The sequence below is a fragment of the Scopulibacillus darangshiensis genome (assembly GCF_004341035.1).
GTDB lineage: Bacteria > Bacillota > Bacilli > Bacillales > Sporolactobacillaceae > Scopulibacillus > Scopulibacillus darangshiensis.
The window spans coordinates 1-19579 of record NZ_SLXK01000043.1; the positions used below are offsets into that span (position 1 = coordinate 1).

The following is a 19579-nucleotide window of genomic DNA, read 5'->3' on the forward strand; positions in this document are numbered from 1 at the left end:
GTTGGCGAACTATTCCGTGCCCTTTGAAGGGCTGGCCAGTAACAGAGGCTTTCAGCCGCAGAACAAACCACCCGTTCTCACGGGTGGTTTTGATTTCTGTGTATTAGTTTTTTTAGCTTGTTCCAACTCTAGCAGCTGTTCCTTCATTTCCAAACCGCCACGATATCCCGCCAATGACCCGTTTTTTCCTACAACACGGTGACATGGAACAGATATGAGCAAAGGATTGCGCCCAATAGCAGTGCCTACTGCACGGACTGCCCTTGGTCTGCCTATCATGGCCGCAATTTGTGAATACGTATACGTTTCACCGTATGGAATGTCCTTAAGAGCTTCCCAAATTTCTTGTTGGAAGGTCGTTCCCTCAACATCCGCAGGCAGGTTGAATGTTTGTTGCTTACCCTGAAAATACTCATCAAGTTCCTGTTTATAGGGCTTAAGTGTTTCAGCATTTTCAATCAGTTCTACTTCTGGAAATCGCTGCCTTGCCCAATCCCCCAATTCCTGTATGCCCTTGTTTGGCGAACCCACAAAACATAAGCCGGTTGCTGTAGCGGCAAGGTGAAATTCGCCGACCATGTTCGTATACCCAGACCAATAGACGGTATGATTATTTCTTTTTGCCATCTGATCCATCCTCCTTTAATCGTCCTTGTGTTTTTCGATAATCAGCCGGAGTTTGCTTCATATATCTTTTGAATAAGGTGACAAAGTATGCTGTGTTCGGGTAACCAATAGCTGATCCAATGTTTGTTACCGTTTCATCTGTTATTTCAAGGCAATGGGCTGCTTTAGCTATTCGAACGTGTTGAATGTATTCAGTCGGGCTCATGCCTTTTATCCGTTTGAACGTCCGCTGCAAATGATAAGGACTCCCGTGAATCACCTCCGCAAGTGTATCCAACGTCAGCGACTCACTATAGTTTTTATCAATCCATTCCGTGAGCGCTTGAATCCACTCTTCATCTGGCAAATCCAGTCCATTCGGTTTGCACCGCTTACAGGGCCGGAAACTTTCCGACTGAGCAAGGTCCGCATTTTTGAAAATCCGCACGTTTTCTTTATTAGGCACTTTAGATTTGCATGATGGCCGGCAAAATATGCCCGTTGTCTTCACTGCATAATAAAAAGTGTTATCATAAGCTGAATCATTCTCGACAATCGCCTTCCAATAGTCATCAGGTATGCTGGATGTCATGTGATCACCTCTTTATCCAAAGTATCACCCAGGTGTTAGTGTTTATCAACGGTTTTGGAATGTAAAAGCAAGATAGTGAAACAAACAATTTCCCATGTATGATAAAACTAAGGTATAAAAACATGAAGGAGAATGGTCATGCAGGACGCATTGGAAGATCACAAAGACATAATAAAGATTGATACACCGAGTGAATTTAGTTTTAACGAGAACCTGAGTTATTTGGGAAGGTCTCAGAATGAATGCATGTTCACGATTGTTGATGATAAGCTTTACCGTGCCATCGCTCTAGATTCCAAAATAATATTAGTGGAGATTGGCGCCGATGAAGAATCGGCGCTAACCATTCGTTTCTTTGGCCATACCATCCCTGAAAGTAAAAAGGTCCGTGCAGGTGTTGTGGGGTACATTCGCGACTGGTTTGATTTGGACACGGACTTATTGCCATTCTATCAAATGGCAGAAACAGATCCGTTGCTGAAGCAACCTGTATCTAAGTTTTTCGGCTTGAGAAATATGGGTATTCCTGATTTGTTTGAAGCCTTGGCATGGGGAATTATTGGCCAGCAAATTAATCTTGACTATGCCTACACGCTAAAGCGGCGTTTTGTCGAAAAGTATGGCACGTCTGTTGAATGGCAGGGGATAAAGTATTGGACGTTCCCAGCGCCAGAAGATATTGCCCAATTAGAAGCAGAGGACTTATTTGATTTGAAAATGACTGTCAAGAAATGCGAATACCTCATTGGTGTTGCAAGGATGCTAGTGAGCGGTGATTTAAGCAAAGAGAAGCTGCTCGCTGCAAAAAGTTTTAAAGCTGCGGAAAAAACACTGGTTAATATCCGCGGCATTGGGCCATGGACAGCAAACTACGTCTTGATGCGCTGTCTAAGGTTTCCTTCGGCGTTTCCAATCGACGATGTTGGCTTGCATAATGCTATGAAATTGGTGTTGGGTTTGGAGAAAAAGCCGGCAAAGAGTGAGATTCAGAAATATGCATTGAATTGGTCGAACTGGGAATCATATGCCACGTTCTACCTGTGGCGTCTTTTATATTAACCATTAAAGAAATGATTAGACAGATGCACAGAATATCATAGACATAAATAATTTTGTATTATAAAATTATATTTTCTAACATAATTTCAGTTTAAAAGGATTGATCTTGCCATTTATTGTGAAACTTAAGTTCTTATTTTTTCATGCTTACCGGCTGCTGCCGATAAAGGGTGAGAGAATAAGGGCTTTTTTATTTGCAAATAATAACATCAGGAGTTGTTGCTATGTATTTTGTTATAAACATAATAGGGATTTTTGTCGTCATCGGCATCGTTTTTTTATGTTCACCTAATAAGAAAAAGGTGAATTGGAAGCCGATCATTAGCTTGCTTATTGTTGAACTGCTGATCACCTGGTTTATGCTTGGGACAAACATAGGAAAATGGGTAGTTGGCAAAATCGCCGCCTTTTTCACATGGCTGGTATCCTGTGCGAATGAGGGAATTTCTTTTGCCTTTCCTTCTGTGATGGCCAATGACACAGTGGATTTCTTTTTCAGCGCATTAATGCCAATTATCTTCATTGTGACATTCTTTGATATTTTAACTTACTTCGGCATCATGACATGGATTATCAATATCGTTGGCCGGGCTATTTCAAAAATATCAAGGTTACCTAAACTTGAGAGCTTTTTCTCCATTCAAATGATGTTTCTAGGCAACACTGAAGCTCTGGCAGTTATACGTCAGCAGTTGCTGGAGCTTAAAGGACAGCGGCTTTTGACATTCGGGCTTATGAGCATGAGCAGTATCAGCGGTTCAATTATTGCCTCATACTTAACTATGATTCCAGCGACTTATGTTTTCAGCGCCATTCCTTTAAATTGCTTGAATGCCCTGCTGTTGGCCAGCATGCTGAACCCTGTTAATGTCGAAAAAGAAGAAGATATTGTATATGTTCCGCCTAAGGAGGAGAAAAAAGACTTTTTCTCCACGATTTCGAACAGTATGATCGTCGGCATAAGAATGGTCATTGTCATCTTGGCGATGGTCATCGGTTATGTCGCTTTGACCGCCGCTTTAAACGGCATATTAGGCTTTTTTGTTAATGGCTTAACCATTCAAAAGATTTTTTCATTTATTTTTAGTCCGTTTGCCTTCCTGCTAGGATTATCCGGAGACGATGCGATGTATGTCGCCTCATTAATGGGGATTAAGATAACAACCAATGAGTTCGTCGCGATGATGGATTTGAAAAAGCATCTGGATGACTTAGCCCCGCATACCGTAGCAGTGGCAGCAACATTCTTAACCTCTTTTGCAAACTTTAGTACCGTCGGCATGATCTATGGCACCTATAGTTCCATTCTCGGTGATGAAAAGTCGGTTATTATCGGCAAGAACGTCTGGAAGCTCTTGGTCAGCGGCATGGCGGTATCACTTCTGAGTGCCATGCTTGTTGGATTGTTTGTTTGGTGAAACCTGAGGGAGTTGAAACTAAGGTTAACGTTTCCAGTTGGTTATTTTACCTATATTTTTAATCAATTAGGGCGTAATCCCGCTAATGAACGCCCGTTCTTGGAATTTTTTATTGACATCGCTTGCTCGGGCATCAAAAAGAAATGACATCTTTTAAGAAGGATTCCTCGTTTAAGGATGAATCCTTCTTTTTTATACCCAATTGTTCACTGCAACCTTCAAGAACTGAACACACGCAACCAGTGTGCTCTTTTGGGTTTCGTAATTAAAAAATGCAAGACTCGAGTTTCTTCTTAATTATGTTTGGGCATTTGTTTTTTTATAATTGTTGCTAATTTTTTCTCCAACTCATTACAGGTAGTAAAGGTTTAAAATAATACCTTGGTCATGGTTGCCAAAGCCTTTTCCGAAAATTGTTACGCCCCCAACATTCTTGGCATCACTTTCTACTGATATCTTAAACTTCAGCAAATTTCTATCCTTTATGCCCAAATCGGAGAGCACGACATTAGAAAGGAATTTTCCATCAATACAGGTATCATATTGACTAATTCGCAAGTGTTTAAGTAACCCATATTGACTATTTTTATCTTCCCACCATAATGGTGTATGCCTTCCGCGAACATCCGAAAAGTTACCGGGACATGTCCATGTCCCAATATTGATATCGTTAACATAAAAGGTAATATCACTAGGCCAAACATTATTTGATCTTGGAAATTCAGAAGCGAGCTCCAAACTAATTTCTAATAGTTCTGGAGCATCCCTAGCAGAGAGCAGGTTCGGAATCATATATTCAACATGCCCTTCAGAAAACCACACTAATGAAGCGTTCATACGCCCTGCATCCATGAAATACTTAGGATCATCCACTTGCCCGATAAAATTTTCAGTTGATGCTATGCCACATGTTGGTTTGACATGATAGTCGGTATAATGGCCTACACCTAGCTGATTAGTATGCAATTTGTAAGAATGATAGATTTTTTGAGGGAAATGAATTTCAATCGTATCAACAGTTAGAAATGAAAGCTTTTGCATACCCGATTTACCTGGGACCTTTTCTGATTTTATCAATTGCGCCTTCTCTAGTTTCTGAATATGCCTTGTGATAATTGCACTACTCAATCCTAACTTTTTTGCAAGCTCTTTTATATTCATTTTTTTATCAGATAATAGTTGAAGGATTTCTAATCTAGCTTCACTATTTAGAGCTTCATAGACAGGTAATGAGTTTTTCGAAATATCTAATTGCATCCGTTTCACCGCCGTTTCATTAACTTAAAATTGCTGGTTTTATATCTTTTTTATTATAACACTAAGCAATATTAACCAAATAGTTAATTAAAATAAATGCTCGTAAATAATAATATTGACAGCATTTTAACAGAGGTGTATTATTATTTTATAAATTCAAATAATTCATTGAATTACTAATTGGTTAACTATATGATTTAGGATTTTGTACATAACTTTCCACGTTAAGGAGGGATTCATTCTTTTTGGACAAGTTTTTAGTACGCTTAAAATAATATATTTGGGAGGCAGTAATAAGTGAGAAAACTAGGTCTGTTATTTATGGCAATTATACTTGTCGTTACACTCTCCGCATGCAGTGGTAAATCCTCGGGATCAAACTCTAGCTCAAGCAAAGAAATTGTCTTCTGGAATCCGTTCACAGGTCCGGATGGGCAAAATATGAAGAAAATGGTCAATGAGTATAACAAAACAAATCCAAAATATAAGATAAAAAATATTTCTCTAAAAGAAGGAGATATGTATACAAAAATCCAAACGGTTGTAAATTCCGGAAAAAATGTTCCGGACTTGATGATTGTTCACGCCGAACGTATCAAGCAGTATGTAGATAATGGGATGCTAACGAGTTATGACGATTATTTAAGTGATTACCCAGAAATAAAGGGCGAAAATTACATGCAAGAAGCTTGGAAAATTGGAGATATAGATGGATCTAGATACAGTGTTCCTCTTGATATCCACTCATTCGTGATGTATTACAACAAAAATCTTGTAGAAAAATATGCTCCAGGTGTACTTGATGATAATATTGTCACTTTTGATGAAATTGAGGCTGCTGGTAAGAAGTCTCAAAAGGATAAAATCACCGGTCTAGGGATTACATGGGTAAAACCGAATTTTCTATCGCTGTACGCACAACATGGCGGTAAGTTAACGGAAAATGGTACTGACCCGACAATAAATAATGATCAAGCAAAAGCTACCTTTGGGCTGTGGAAGGATTTATTAAAGGAAAAGGTGACAAACAAAGAGGGCCAAAATCCGGGGCAGATGTTCCTTCAAGGGAAATTAATCTTCTATCCTGAAGGCATCTGGATGAATAATAATTTAAAAGACGCAAAGTTCGAGTATGGATTAACAAATGCGCCGCAACTTTCTGACGATAAGAGCAAATTGGTTAACTGGTCATCCTCCCATCAATTTGTCATGTTTAAGAGCAAAGAGCGTTCAGATGAAAAAGCAAAGGGGGCTATTGCTTTTGTTGATTGGGTTCGTGCCCATTCACTGGAATGGGCAAAAGCGGGGCAAAACCCAGCTTCACTTAAAATTCTTGATGATCCAGAATATCAAAAAATGCCTCAATCATTCTTATTGAAAGACCCTAAAGAACAAGCTTCACTTAAGATATTTGACTACAAATACAATGGTTATGTTTCAGAGGAAATTGATGCCAAAGGTCTTGATATCATATTTGGAAAAACGCCTATTGATAAAGCGCTAGTTAATATTCAGAAAACACTGGAAGATAAAATAGCTAAGGACAATTCTAAGAAATAAAATTGCATTCCCTTGAAGAAATGTAAGCTGATTCTATTAATAATAGAATCAGCTTACATAGATAAATCATTTTGGAGGGGTGGATATGGAAGTACCTGTGAAATCTATGGAGCCAAAGATGAAAATAGAACGGTCCAAAAGAAAATCTGTGAATTGGACGCCTTGGTTTTTTATAACACCGCATTTGGTGATATTTGGCCTGTTTTTTCTAGTGCCGATTCTATTTGGAATTTATATCTCTTTTACCAGCTGGGATTTGGTTGGAAAAGCAAATTTTGTCGGGCTGGCGAATTATAAGGAGATTTTATTCCAAAAAGATTCATCATTTTATACACAATTCCATAATGGCCTCAAAAACACATTTATATTTGTCATTTTATCTGTTCCCTGCTGCATCGTCGTTCCGTTATTATTGGCTAGTGCTTTAAATGCTAAACCAAGATTTCATAAGTTATTTCAATCTATTTTTTATATGCCGTCTTTATTTTCTATTTCTGCTGTCGTCATCATTTGGACCCTAATGTTTAATGTGAATCAAGGTCCTGTTAACAATCTGCTGGGCAAATCAATTCTTTGGACGAGCACTCAACCATATGCTTGGGCAGCCATAGTTATTGTAACAGTGTGGTGGTGCATTGGCGGTAACATGATCATATATCAAGCTGCATTGAATGGGATATCCAAAGATTACTATGAAGCTGCAGAGATAGATGGAGCGAGTTCCATTCAAAAGTTCTTTAAAATTACCCTTCCAAGTATTCGTGGACAAATACTTTATACAGTAGTGATTACAACCATTGCCCAATTTAATATTTATGGCCAGCCTCTTATGCTTACTGGTGGAGGACCGATTGACTCTACACGTGTCCTATTAATGGATATTCAGCAGAATGCCTTTGGGTCTGGTCAATCAATTGCTGGCATAGCATCAGCCATGGCCTTTATTCTTGGTCTATGTATCATGATTGTATCCCTTATTCAATTTCTCTTTTTGCGAAACAGAGACTAAGACGATGATGAGAGGTGAAGAAAAGATGAAAAGTAAACTACTGTCTTTTCCTAAATTAGTGGCTTTTTTATTTCTGCTTTTGATGGCTGTTATATGGATTATTCCCTTAATATGGGGAGCAGTAACATCCTTTAAGACTGACATGGAATTTCAAACGATGGGTTTTAAGCTTTTGCCCGTCCAATGGGTAACGACGAATTACACGTCACTCTTAGTGGATAACTATAGTACGCCATTATTGCACTGGTTCTTCAACTCATTATTTATATCAGTAGCCCATACTCTATTAGTTCTTATCGTCGTTTCTTTTGCAGGCTTCGCTTATGGCCGAATGCGTTTTAAAGGCCGTAATGCTATTTTCTTATTTTTGATGGCGACAATGATGTTTCCAGGAGTTGTTAACTTAATCCCTTTGTATAAAATTGTGGATTCGCTCGGATGGGTGAATACTTATTGGGCAGCTGTTGTGCCAGGGGCTGCCGGTGTTTTTAACATCTTTCTAGTACGACAATTTATGGTGAATATTCCGCTCGAAGTTGATGAAGCGGCAAGAATAGATGGCGCTGGAGATTTTCAAATTTTCTTTAGAATTGTGCTCCCGCTATCGAGGCCTATTTTAATGGTTGTGGCATTATTCAGTTTTACCGGCTCGTGGAATGACTTTCTATGGCCGTCGATTGTCTTCAATGATATTGAAAGAATGACGATAACTTCAGGGCTTCAGTTATTACAAGGGATGTACACAGGCGAACCGACGCTGCAAATGGCCGGAGCTATCGTTGCGATCATTCCAACATTTATTCTTTATTTATTCGCACAAAAGTATTTTTTGCAATCCATGTCACTTTCTGCTGGCATAAAAGGTTGAAAAGGAGCTGTGCGTATGTCTAATAAAATGGAAAGAATTTTAGCCTATATTGCATCTGGATGGCAGTTATTAGATGGGATCATAACAATCTTTATTTATGGAACTTATATAAGGAACAAAGGTTCACATATTAGTGGCCTATCTTTTGAAGAGAAAAAAGGACTGGAATCTCTTTTTGGAAGTATCTATAGCTTCGTTTCTACTTATGGGATTTTACTCATTTTATTAGGTTTAATGACTATTTATATGACAAGAACCTATTTAAAAAATGATAGTGTGCCTAAGAGAGTCCCAATTTGGTTTCTGATATGCGGTGTCGTTTCATATTTTACGATGGATATAATCAGTCTAGTTCTTTATATGGGAGCGGCTATTCTTATCCTTGCTAAAAATCGCTCCATAAAAATTCATACAAGGTTAAACAAATTTAAGGGGGAAATAAAATGAACAAGTGTCATCCAAGGCCACAGTTTATTCGAAATGATTGGGTACTACTAGACGGTGAATGGCAATTTGCATTCGATGATCGTAATAGCGGGGAAATGAATGAATGGGCAAAGGGTATTCCAAAGGAACAAACCATTCAAGTGCCATTTAGCTATGAAACAAAAATGAGCGGTATAGAGGATCCCACGCATCATTCAGTTGTTTGGTATGAGCGTACAATTAACGTCACACATGATAAAAATGTATTGCTTCACTTTGAGGGAGCGGATTATGATACAACATTATGGGTTAATGGATTAAAGGTAGGGGATCATCAAGGGGCTTATACTGCTTTTGTGTTTGATATTACGGGCTATGTACATAAAGGTGAAAATCAAATTGTCGTTAAAGTGGAAGATTCGGTAGATTGTTCCAAGCCACGCGGAAAACAAAGATGGTTAAAAGATAACTTTGGTTGTTGGTATGTTCAAACCACTGGTATATGGAAGACTGTGTGGCTAGAGTATGTTTCACCGATCCATATTGACAATGTGAAAATGACACCTGAATTTGATAACAGGGAAATAGCTGTTGAACTTCACACGAATAAATCACAATCTGATACGAGCCTTACTGCCAGTGCTAAGATTTTTTTCGAAGGTAAAATAATCAATAAAGTCATGGTAAATGTAATAGATGGACTGGCAAAGTTTTCTCCGAGTGTCGTTGAAAGCGGTGATCCTTGGAGTATGAAGAGCTGGAGTCCGGCTCATCCAAATCTATACGATATCACGTTTGAATTATTTCAAGATGGTCAATCTATAGATGTCGTTAACTCTTATTTTGGCATGCGCAAAATTTCCATTGAGGGGAGGAAAATCCTCTTAAATAATCAAGAATTATACCAACGTCTCATATTAGATCAAGGCTATTGGGAGGAAAGTGATTTAACGCCACCTACTGTAGAAGCACTTGAAACAGATATTGATAAGGTGCTTGAAATGGGTTACAACGGTGTCAGAAAGCATCAGAAGGTTGAGGATAATCGTTTCCTTTACCTTTGTGATAAAAAAGGTTTGCTAGTATGGTCAGAGGTTGGAGCAACCTATTCATTTAATGATCGAGCTGTGTCTAATTTCACAAATGAATGGTTAGAAATAGTGAAACAAAATTATAATCATCCTTGTATTATTACATGGGTGCCATTTAATGAATCTTGGGGGATAGGTGATGTATTTGTTAATGGCGCGCAGCAAAAGTTTACTGAAGCGATCTACTATTTAACGAAAACATTTGATGCCATGCGGCCAGTTGTAACAAACGACGGTTGGCAGCATACCATTTCAGATATTATAACTCTCCATGATTATGAAGAATTTGGTGAAAAACTTAAGAAACGCTATGAAAATAGTGACGTTCTGTTATCGAATAGCATCCAGCATAATAAGCATCACTATCCTTTTGCCAAAGGTTACGGCTACCAAGGGCAACCTGTTATTATTTCAGAATTTGGCGGTATTGCGTTTGCGTCAGAAAGCGGCTGGGGATACGGCAATCAAGTTAAGGATGAAGAGGCGTTTATAAATCGATTTGACAGTATACATCAAGCGATCCAGGATCTCGACTATGTATGCGGATTCTGCTATACACAGGTAACGGATGTTCAACAAGAAATTAATGGCCTGCTTACGATCGGCAGGGAAGCCAAAGTAGATTTGACAAAAATTCGTGAAATTAATGAAAGGAGAATGAAATAACTTTAACTTTTTAATAGGTAAGAAACTGGCTGCTTTTGCTAGTTTCTTACCTTTTATTATATATTTTTAACCAGGTTGGTTGTTTGAAGCGGAAGGAGCGAGACTCCTGCGGGATTAGCGGGACAGGTGAGACCCCGCAGGCGCTTTACGCCGAGGAGGCTCACCGCCCGCCCCGCGGAAAGCGAGCATCCTGGAGCGGAAATAAAGTCCTTTTAAAAGGAGAGGATTTTTCTGAACAAGTTAGTGTCAATGGCAGTGATCGTAACCTTTGTACTCTGTATTCATTTGAATGATGTTTAAGCGTTTCTTGATAAAGCAAAAAGAAATAATCTATCCAAACGTGCAAAGGAAGAATTATTGTCAGACGTAGATAGATTATTAATAAAACTAAAGGAATTATAAAAGCCCAACAATACAGGTAAAGCTATTTATTTTGATGAAGCGAAGGTTTTGAAATAATGCCTAGCAGATTTTCGGCTTTAGTCTTTTAATTCCATGATTGAATGGTATGATATTTAGACAAGACTGAATTTTGGGTGGGAGAATTATTGGAGATAAACGGATTGGTAGGGGGACTATATCGAATAGCTGAATGGATCATGCGGTTGGCCTATGCTAATTTATTATGGATTTTGTTTACTATAATGGGTTTAGTGGTACTAGGAGGGATCCCATCAACCATTGGATTGTTTGCCGTCGTTCGAAAATGGGTGATGGGTGAAACGGATATACCGATTTTTAAAACCTATTGGAAGGCGTTCAGTAATGAATTTGTCAAAGGTAACCTATTAGGGTATATCCTATTAGGCATTGGATATGTTATTTATGTAGACTTCAAGTATTTCCAATCCCAGCAGGGTATAATTTTCATAATTTTATCCTTCTTGATGATTTTTTTGTTCCTTGTCTATTTTTTAACTTTATTGTACTTTTTTCCTGTTTTCGTTCATTTTGAATTAAGGAAATTTCAATATTTAAAACAACCGTTATTTATTATGCTTCTGCAGCCTATTGGTGCCATTCTCATGGCCTTAGGAACATTAGCAGTTTATTTTCTTATGTCCTATATCCCAGGTCTAATCCCATTTTTTGCCGCTAGTTTAATGGCTTATGTTTTAATGTGGATTGCATATCGTGTATTTTTGAGAGTTGAAAAGAAGGTGCAAAGTTCTTAAAGTGCAGGAGCTGTGATACAAAGAAAAGGATACATTTATTATAGCCCTTTACAAAAGTCGCCCGTGTGTTTAAAAAGAATAATCAGATCATAAATAATCCCCATCTATAAACAAGGTGGGGATTATTTGCTGTATATAAAATATTCTTGAGGAATATATGTTGATAAATCTTTATGAAATGTTATATTAGTTTATAATTGAAAATTATTGATATATCAAATATAACTTATGAGGTGAATCAACGATGCCTTACGAAAATGTATCTTTGGATAGGCTGACGGCTATGAAGGAACAAATTGCAGAAAAAATATATCAAAAGGTTTCTTCACTTAGTGTCAATGCTTGGGTAACGAATGAACCTGTTTCATTTGAAAACAGGAAGAGCGGATCGCATATTTCTGTTGTCCCTGGAGATAAATGGGGAGGGTTGTGGGATTGTGCGTGGTTTCATTTTGAAGGACTAGTTCCAAGAGGCTTAGGTGATCAGAAGGTTGTACTTATCATAGATATAAATGGTGAATTGTGCCTCGTTGACAAAAATGGTACACCTGTACAAGGTTTAACCAATGTTAATTCGGAATTTGATTATGAATTAGGGAAACCCGGAAAAAGAATTGTTGATCTCAGTGATATCACTGCTGATAACGGGGGCATTGATTTATGGGCAGATGCAGGTTGCAATGATCTGTTTGGGCACTTTAGAAGCGGGACTTTAAAAGAGGCTGATGTCGCTGTTTGTAATGAAGAGGTAAGAAACCTCTATTATGATGTGGAGGTTCTATTGGATTTTGCGGAACAGTTGGATGAACAGTCTGTGCGACGAGCAAAGATTTTACAGGCGCTTTATGACGTTTCACTACTGCTTGTTAATTGGAATGACCTGACAATAAAGGAGGCAAGAACGCGACTTTTTATCCCGTTGGATAAGAAAAATGGGGATGCGGAGCTTACGATCAGTGCTATTGGCCATGCGCATATTGATTTGGCGTGGCTTTGGCCCATACGTGAGACGATACGAAAAGGTGCACGGACCTTTGCGACGGCATTGCGAAATATGGAAAAATACCCTGATTACATATTCGGTGCTAGTCAACCGCAACTCTACCAATGGATAAAAGACCACTATCCAAGCCTTTATACACAAATAAAAGAAAGAATTGAAGAAGGGCGCTGGGAAGTTCAAGGGGCGATGTGGGTGGAGCCTGATGCTAACATATCCGGAGGAGAAGCGCTTGTCCGGCAAATATTATACGGAAAACAATTTTTTCAAAGTGAATTTGGAAAAGAAATGAAAGTACTCTGGGTTCCGGATATATTTGGATATACTGCGAGTCTTCCGCAAATTCTACAGAAATCGGGTGTGGATTATGTGATGACGCAGAAATTATCATGGAGTACATACAATGACCATCCTCATCACACATTTCTATGGGAAGGGATAGATGGCAGTAAGGTGCTAACCCATTTGCCGCCGGAAGACACGTATAATGGTCCAGCTGCACCAAGATCAATCATTAAAATTGAAAAGGAATATAAAGATAAAAATGTTTCAAATCAAGCCCTGATGTTATTCGGCATTGGGGACGGCGGGGGAGGGCCTGGAGAAGAACATTTAGAACGTCTTCAACGCGAGCGAAATTTATTAGGCCTTTCTCCGGTTGTGCAAGAGCCATCCATAAACTTTTTTGAAAAGTTAAATCATCTTCGTGATAAATATAAAACTTGGAGAGGAGAACTTTATTTAGAAAAACATCAGGGTACTCTTACAACTCAAGCAAGAAACAAAAAATATAATCGACAACTCGAAAAAGCCTTACGTGAATTAGAGTTTGCTGCTTCCCTTCTTTCAATTTACCAGGGGGCGGATTATCCTAAAAAGGAAATTGATGATATTTGGAAGGAGGTATTACTATATCAATTTCATGATATTTTACCTGGCTCATCCATCAGCCGTGTATATGAAGAGTGCTTAGAACGTTATGCGGAAATTTTGGATCGGGTAAATGTGCTTATTAAAAAGAGTTATGAGAATTTAGCGAAGAATAGTGCGCAATCTGGTTTGTTTATCTTTAACTCTTTACCATGGGAAAGAAAAGAATGGATCAAATATCATGATGAATGGCAATGTGTTACTATTCCATCCATGGGTTATGCCATTGTTGATAACGAACATAATGCTGCACCGCAAATCACGACAGCTCTCGTTGCCAAAGATCACATTTTAGAAAATGACATATTACGGTTAACCTTTAACGTTGAAGGTGCTATTCAATCTATTTATGATAAAGAGAATGATCGCGAATGTCTTACTGGTCCTGCGAATTCGCTGAGTATTTACCATGATAGCGGTGATGCCTGGGATTTCCCAACGAATTACCATGAGACAAAAGCAACGGTTCCGAAAATAATAAGTTTAGAAATGGTCCAAGAAGGTCCTTATGTTATGGCCGTAACTTACTACGAGGTTGGCTTATCTAACATTAAGCAGACTGTCAGAATGACTTTAGGGAGTCGGAAGGTCGACTTTCAGACCTCTGTGGATTGGCGGGAAAAGGAGAAAATGCTTCGATCTTCTTTCCCAGTTAATGTTTATAGTGAAAATGTTAACTGTGAGATACAGTTTGGTTACATTAAAAGGCAAACACATCGTAATACACAATGGGATTTTGCAAAAGATGAGATTTCAGCACATCATTGGATCGATTTATCTGAACCCAATTATGGCGTTGCTTTATTAAATGATTCGAAATATGGCCACAGGGTCCACGATAATGTTCTTGACCTAAATCTTCTAAGGAGTCCAAATCATCCTGATCCATTGGCTGATCAAGCTGTTCATGAATTTACTTATAGTTTGTATCCACATCCTGGGGATTTTGTCCAAGCAGATGTTTATAAAGAAGGTTACGAGTTAAATGTGCCTACTCGACATTTGGAGATAGACGGACAAAACCATTCATTGGTTAATGCTCAGTCATTTATTCAGTTAAATGGAAAAGGAGTGATGCTTGAAGCTGTTAAACAAGCAGAAGACGGCAAAGGATTTATTATTAGGCTTTATGAAACAGCGGGCACTCATACATCTTCTTGTGTCGTTTTTGATTTTGAAATACAAACGGCTTTCGAAACAGATTTAATGGAGAAAGAAATCCGGACTATTAATCATTCTGAATCGAGGTTATTCGTTAAGTTTCAACCTTTTGAAATAAAAACGATTAAAGTACAGGTTTTGCCAAAAGAATGATTGCTTATATCCTCTTTTTCTTTCTTTTATCAATATGCTATAAATGATATAATCTATGGGAAAAGAGGTGTTTTTTTGAACAATGATAGACAGCCATTATACGTTCAAATTCAAGAATATATAAAGAATTTAATCGCACAGCAAACGTTAGAGCCTAATGAAAAAATACCTACAGAAAAAGACCTAATGAAACAATTTAATGTTAGCAGAATTACTGTTGCAAATGCTCTTGGTGAAATGGCTAAAGAAGGTTGGATTTATAGAGTTCCTGGACGAGGGAGCTTTGTGAACGGAGACCATATTAAGACTGAAATAATAAATGAACCGGAAAAGAAAGTTATGAAAAGACCTGTGCGCTCTATCAATTTGATCGGTTTAATTATCCCTAGCCTCGAGGATTTTTTTGCAATAAGAATTATACAAGGTATTAGAGAAGCGCTTGAAAAATATAATTATCATCTTGCGATTGTAATAACAGATAATTCAAAGGAAAAAGAAGAAGAGGTGATTTTGCAACTTATTGATAAAGGAGCAAAAGGGCTCATTATCTTCCCGGTGGATGCAGAGACCTATAATGAAGAAATTCTAGCTTTAAAGATGAATAAATTCCCTTTTGTTTTAATTGATCGCTATCTACCAGGTATTGAAACACATTTTGTAAGCTCTGATAGTTATTTGGGCGCAGAGCTTGCTGTCAACCATCTATGGAAATTAGGACACCGTAATATTGCCATTTGTTCAGACTCACCGCTTCCAACGATGTCAGTTTCTGATCGGATATCAGGTTATATGGAAACTTTACGCAAGAAAGAGGCGCTTATTAACCCGAGTTTAATTCGGACTGAATTTAACGTTGATTATACAAAAATAGATGAGAAAGATCCGTTGTATCGTTATTTAAAGAGCAATGTTGCGACAGCAATAATCACCTTAAATGCAAGACTTGGTTTGTACATTAAATCGATAGCTCTAAAAATTGGCTTGAAAGTTCCAGAAGATCTTTCAATTGTCACGTTTGATGATCCCATTCCGTTTTATGATGATATGGGAGGATTTACTCATATCAATCAATATGAAAAAGAAATGGGAAAAAGAGGCGCAGAAATTATTTTAAAAGTTATTGAAAACCCGGAGGCTTATCAAGATCACTATGAGAAGGTTGTAATAGAACCGCACCTTGTTGTAAAGCAATCTACTGCTTCCAATAATAATTAATTTGACCCACACTCGTACATATGTGGGTTCTTTTTTTGTCCTGATTTTTGACATCATTAAGGATGCAAAATTTTCCGAAAGATCATTTACAAAGATAATCATAAGTGATATATTCAATATATCACTTATGATATTTATTCCTGACTTTTGGAGGGGAGATGACTTCATGGTTACTAAGGAGCGCAATGAAGAAAAAACTGGCTTTCAGGAATCGGGTCCCTATAGAGCTACTTATGATTTACAAACCGATTTTGTTATGGTCTACGGGATTGACCAGTCAATGCCACAACGTATAAGGGATTGGAAGGAAAAAGGCTACATCGTCCATTTAATGACAGGTGTTTCCTGGGGTGATTATCAAACCTATTTAAATGGAAAATTTGATGGTCAATTACACTGGGATGAGGGTCAAAGAAATAAGGATAATAATGATATTAGTCATGGGAAAGATGTTCCTTATATGGTTCCCTCTATATCATTTTCGAAATTTTTAGTAGAAAGAGTAAAAGTCGCAATTGATGAGGGTGTAGAGGCTGTTCATTTAGAAGAACCGGAATTTTGGGTTGAAGGTGGCTATTCAGAAGCGTTCAAAAGAGAGTGGCGGATCTATTTTAAGGAGCCATGGACGGCGCCTCATGAATCTGAAGACGCCCAGTACCGTGCCTCGAAATTAAAGGCTTATTTGTATACCCGAACCTTGGATCGGCTATGTGGTGAATTAAAGGAGTATGGACTAAGCAAATATAATCGTTTTTTACGATTTTATGTTCCGACACATAGCCTAATTAACTATACACAGTGGCAGATTATTAGCCCGGAGTCAAAACTCATTGACTTGCCAGCTATTGATGGCTACATAGCGCAAATTTGGACGGGAACTTCACGGACTCCCAATGTGTATGAAGGTGTTCGTAAAGAAAGAACATTTGAAACTGCCTTTTTAGAATATGGCATGATGCAGGAGCTAGTGAGTGGTACAGACCGCAGGATGTGGTTTTTACACGACCCTATTGAAGATAACCCGAGGCATACATGGTCAGATTATAAAGAAAACTATTTTAAAACTGTTGTAGCATCCCTATTACATCAGGGTATATCTGACTATGAAGTTTCTCCGTGGCCACGACGAATATTTGAAGGAAAGCATCCAAGTGAGGATGGGGTGAGTTTGGAAGGTATCCCCTCTGATTATGCGACAACGCTTCTTACTGTGATGCACACTTTAGGAAATATGAAACAAGATGACATTCAAATCCACGGAAATTCAGAAAATATCGGTATTTTAGTCGCCGATTCAATGATGTACCAGAGGAAGCTTATAGACTCTTCAAGTGAAGCTATCCCACACTACGATGGAACAGGTAATGCGATGAACGCTACTCATCAAGAATTACTTGACTTCTCGCCTTTTTATGGATTGGCATTGCCATTATTAAAAAGAGGTCTTTGGGTTAGACCTGTCCAACTAGATAATGTCCGCCGCTTTTCAAATTATTTAAACCAATACCGAGCGTTGATTTTGAGTTATGAATTTTTGAAACCTGAATATCCAGATATTCATAATGCTCTAGCGCAATGGGTAAAAGAAGGCGGGGTTCTCATCTATATTGGCGATGATAGTGATCCTTATCATAACGTGAGGGAATGGTGGAACACTGGTAATCGGAAGTATCATTCACCAAGAGATCATCTTTTTGAGAATTTAGGTATAAGTCCTGAGACAGAACAAGGCATTTATAAAGTCGGTGCGGGTGTGTTAGGCTTTCTAAGTCTTTCTCCTGATAAGTGTGCTAAAAGCAAAGAGAATGGTGACTTGTTAAGGGCTATGGTTAGTAAAAGTATTGAATGTTCTAGTAAAGATATTTTATTAGAAGAAAAAAATCATTTTATGATTAAACGAGGCCCATATACGATTGCAGCTGTAATGGATGAATCAATAAATGACAGACCTTTAGAAATTAAAGGTGCGTATGTCAATTTATTTGACCCAAAATTAAGGGTTGTTGATGAAATGACATTAAAAGTGAATGAAAATGTTCTTTTATACGATTTGACATTTAATCCATCAAATAAAGGTGTAAGGCTAATTGCAGCATCTTCGAGAGTTGAGGAGTTAAAACAGATTAATAATGGGTTTGAGATGACAGCTAAAGGTCCAGAAAAGCTATTTGCAGTCGCTAGGTTGACATGTCCTGAGGAACCAAGTGCCATCGAAATGGTGATCGGAAACGATATACTGCCGATAGAATTTGAATGGGATCAAAAATCTAAAACAATTTTCCTAAAATACTTTCACCGTTCGGGACAAGAAACAAAGATTAGCGTGATGTGGTAATTACCTGCTCAGTTTTTTGAAATGTAATGTTAGCGTTTTCAAAGATAGATTGAAGAGAGGAGGGGGAAAATGGCACAACTTAGTGAAATAAATATTTCGGCTCAACCAAATAAAAGTCCGAATAAAAGGGCGGAGATTAAGAAAAAGAGCCTTTGGGTGAGGATATGGGAACATAAGATTTTCTATCTGTTTCTTCTTCCCGGTATTATATGGTTTATTATCTTTGCCTATATTCCAATGTATGGCGTAACCATCGCCTTCAAAGATTTTAATTTTGCCGAAGGGATAATAGGAAGTGATTGGGTTGGATTTAAATACTTTAAACAATTTTTTGATTATTACCAATCCTGGGATATTATTCGTAACACTTTAGTTATTAGCTTATTAAAACTAGTGTTTGGCTTCCCAATGCCGATCATATTAGCACTTTTGATAAACGAAGTAAGAGCTAGAGTGTTTAAAAGGGCAGTCCAAACGATCTCCTATCTGCCTCATTTTATATCTTGGGTTGTTGTTGTTACACTCATGGATCGGCTGTTAACACCCTATGGAGGGCCGATCAATGGATTAATTCATGCCTTAGGATTCAACGAAATTGCTTTTATGGGAAATATAAAGACCTTTTATCCATTGGTTATTTTATCTGATATTTGGAAAAGCGTAGGTTGGAACACCATTATTTATTTAGCAGCTATTGCTGGAATTGATCCACAGTTATATGAAGCAGCAAAAATGGATGGTGCCGGTAGATTTAGGCAAATGTGGCATGTAACATTGCCGTCCATAAAAGGAGTTATGGTGATTTTATTTATTCTAGCAACCGGAAGCATTATGAAGGCGGGATTTGAACAGTTATTACTTTTAAATACTCCCGCGACAAATGCTATAGGAAATGTATTAGACGTTTATCAAGTTCACGCCGGTTTAGAACAAGGGCGATTTAGTTATGCAGCAGCTGTAGGATTATTCCAGGGGTTAATTGCTTTAATTTTAGTTGTTACAGCCAATCGAATTAGTAAAAAAGTAAATGAGACATCTTTATGGTAAAGGAGGAGAAG

At 38.0% G+C, this 19579-nt stretch carries 15 protein-coding genes; 12 read left to right on the forward strand and 3 right to left on the reverse strand.

What is annotated here, in order from left to right:
• Positions 1–51: 51 nt before the first annotated feature.
• Positions 52–627, reverse strand: a complete 576-nt coding sequence (locus tag EV207_RS19215; RefSeq protein ID WP_132747775.1) for a methylated-DNA--[protein]-cysteine S-methyltransferase — start codon at positions 625–627, stop codon at positions 52–54.
• Positions 611–1198: a bifunctional transcriptional activator/DNA repair enzyme AdaA gene (locus tag EV207_RS19220; RefSeq protein WP_132747776.1), complete on the reverse strand. Its 588-nt coding sequence runs from the start codon at positions 1196–1198 to the stop codon at positions 611–613. Before EV207_RS19220 ends, EV207_RS19215 begins: the two co-directional genes overlap by 17 nt.
• A 138-nt stretch (positions 1199–1336) precedes the next feature.
• On the opposite strand from EV207_RS19220, the gene EV207_RS19225 reads away from it, so the two are divergent.
• Both EV207_RS19225 and EV207_RS19230 read left to right on the forward strand, forming a co-directional pair.
• Positions 1337–2257 (forward strand): DNA-3-methyladenine glycosylase 2, encoded by a 921-nt coding sequence (locus EV207_RS19225; protein WP_132747777.1) that lies wholly within the window; start codon positions 1337–1339, stop codon positions 2255–2257.
• Between the two features lie 224 nt (positions 2258–2481).
• On the forward strand, positions 2482–3675 hold the full coding sequence (locus EV207_RS19230; protein ID WP_132747778.1) for a nucleoside transporter C-terminal domain-containing protein: 1194 nt from the start codon (positions 2482–2484) through the stop codon (positions 3673–3675).
• Between the two features lie 351 nt (positions 3676–4026).
• Here EV207_RS19230 and EV207_RS19235 read toward each other — a convergent pair whose 3' ends face one another.
• A complete protein-coding gene (locus tag EV207_RS19235) occupies positions 4027–4932 on the reverse strand; it encodes an ArsR/SmtB family transcription factor (protein ID WP_132747779.1) in 906 nt (301 codons plus the stop codon).
• 297 nt (positions 4933–5229) lie between these two features.
• Between EV207_RS19235 and EV207_RS19240 the strand changes: the two genes are divergently transcribed.
• The 10 genes from EV207_RS19240 (at position 5230) to EV207_RS19290 (ending at position 19568) form a co-directional block, all read left to right on the forward strand.
• On the forward strand, positions 5230–6492 hold the full coding sequence (locus tag EV207_RS19240) for an extracellular solute-binding protein (RefSeq protein ID WP_243647160.1): 1263 nt from the start codon (positions 5230–5232) through the stop codon (positions 6490–6492).
• Positions 6493–6577: 85 nt separating this feature from the next.
• Entirely contained in the window at positions 6578–7501 is a 924-nt protein-coding gene (locus EV207_RS19245) for a carbohydrate ABC transporter permease (protein ID WP_243647161.1), read from the forward strand.
• Positions 7502–7526: 25 nt separating this feature from the next.
• Positions 7527–8369 carry a carbohydrate ABC transporter permease gene (locus EV207_RS19250; protein WP_132747780.1) on the forward strand — a complete coding sequence of 281 codons (843 nt, stop codon included), beginning with the start codon at positions 7527–7529 and terminating at the stop codon, positions 8367–8369.
• Positions 8370–8384: 15 nt separating this feature from the next.
• On the forward strand, positions 8385–8816 hold the full coding sequence (locus EV207_RS19255; RefSeq protein WP_132747781.1) for a hypothetical protein: 432 nt from the start codon (positions 8385–8387) through the stop codon (positions 8814–8816).
• A complete protein-coding gene (locus EV207_RS19260) occupies positions 8813–10552 on the forward strand; it encodes a glycoside hydrolase family 2 protein (RefSeq protein ID WP_132747782.1) in 1740 nt (579 codons plus the stop codon). The genes EV207_RS19255 and EV207_RS19260 overlap by 4 nt, the downstream gene beginning before the upstream one ends.
• 548 nt (positions 10553–11100) lie before the next feature.
• A complete protein-coding gene (locus EV207_RS19270; protein WP_132747784.1) occupies positions 11101–11727 on the forward strand; it encodes a YesL family protein in 627 nt (208 codons plus the stop codon).
• Between the two features lie 244 nt (positions 11728–11971).
• Positions 11972–14971 carry an alpha-mannosidase gene (locus tag EV207_RS19275; RefSeq protein ID WP_132747785.1) on the forward strand — a complete coding sequence of 1000 codons (3000 nt, stop codon included), beginning with the start codon at positions 11972–11974 and terminating at the stop codon, positions 14969–14971.
• A 75-nt stretch (positions 14972–15046) separates the two neighbouring features.
• Entirely contained in the window at positions 15047–16186 is a 1140-nt protein-coding gene (locus tag EV207_RS19280) for a GntR family transcriptional regulator (protein WP_132747786.1), read from the forward strand.
• A 127-nt stretch (positions 16187–16313) separates the two neighbouring features.
• Positions 16314–18521: a hypothetical protein gene (locus tag EV207_RS19285; protein ID WP_243647162.1), complete on the forward strand. Its 2208-nt coding sequence runs from the start codon at positions 16314–16316 to the stop codon at positions 18519–18521.
• A 69-nt stretch (positions 18522–18590) separates the two neighbouring features.
• The gene (locus tag EV207_RS19290) at positions 18591–19568 is read left to right on the forward strand and encodes an ABC transporter permease (RefSeq protein ID WP_132747787.1); all 978 of its coding nucleotides are present in this window, start codon (positions 18591–18593) and stop codon (positions 19566–19568) included.
• Positions 19569–19579: the final 11 nt, after the last annotated feature.

Excerpts from the sequence above, each read along its gene's own strand:
- EV207_RS19215 (WP_132747775.1), bottom strand. The coding sequence starts at position 627 with ATGGCAAAAAGAAATAATCATACCGTCTATTGGTCTGGGTATACGAAC.
- EV207_RS19220 (WP_132747776.1), bottom strand. The coding sequence starts at position 1,198 with ATGACATCCAGCATACCTGATGACTATTGGAAGGCGATTGTCGAGAAT.
- EV207_RS19225 (WP_132747777.1), top strand. The coding sequence starts at position 1,337 with ATGCAGGACGCATTGGAAGATCACAAAGACATAATAAAGATTGATACA.
- EV207_RS19230 (WP_132747778.1), top strand. The coding sequence starts at position 2,482 with ATGTATTTTGTTATAAACATAATAGGGATTTTTGTCGTCATCGGCATC.
- EV207_RS19235 (WP_132747779.1), bottom strand. The coding sequence starts at position 4,932 with ATGCAATTAGATATTTCGAAAAACTCATTACCTGTCTATGAAGCTCTA.
- EV207_RS19245 (WP_243647161.1), top strand. The coding sequence starts at position 6,578 with ATGGAAGTACCTGTGAAATCTATGGAGCCAAAGATGAAAATAGAACGG.
- EV207_RS19250 (WP_132747780.1), top strand. The coding sequence starts at position 7,527 with ATGAAAAGTAAACTACTGTCTTTTCCTAAATTAGTGGCTTTTTTATTT.
- EV207_RS19255 (WP_132747781.1), top strand. The coding sequence starts at position 8,385 with ATGTCTAATAAAATGGAAAGAATTTTAGCCTATATTGCATCTGGATGG.
- EV207_RS19260 (WP_132747782.1), top strand. The coding sequence starts at position 8,813 with ATGAACAAGTGTCATCCAAGGCCACAGTTTATTCGAAATGATTGGGTA.
- EV207_RS19275 (WP_132747785.1), top strand. The coding sequence starts at position 11,972 with ATGCCTTACGAAAATGTATCTTTGGATAGGCTGACGGCTATGAAGGAA.
- EV207_RS19285 (WP_243647162.1), top strand. The coding sequence starts at position 16,314 with ATGATATTTATTCCTGACTTTTGGAGGGGAGATGACTTCATGGTTACT.
- EV207_RS19290 (WP_132747787.1), top strand. The coding sequence starts at position 18,591 with ATGGCACAACTTAGTGAAATAAATATTTCGGCTCAACCAAATAAAAGT.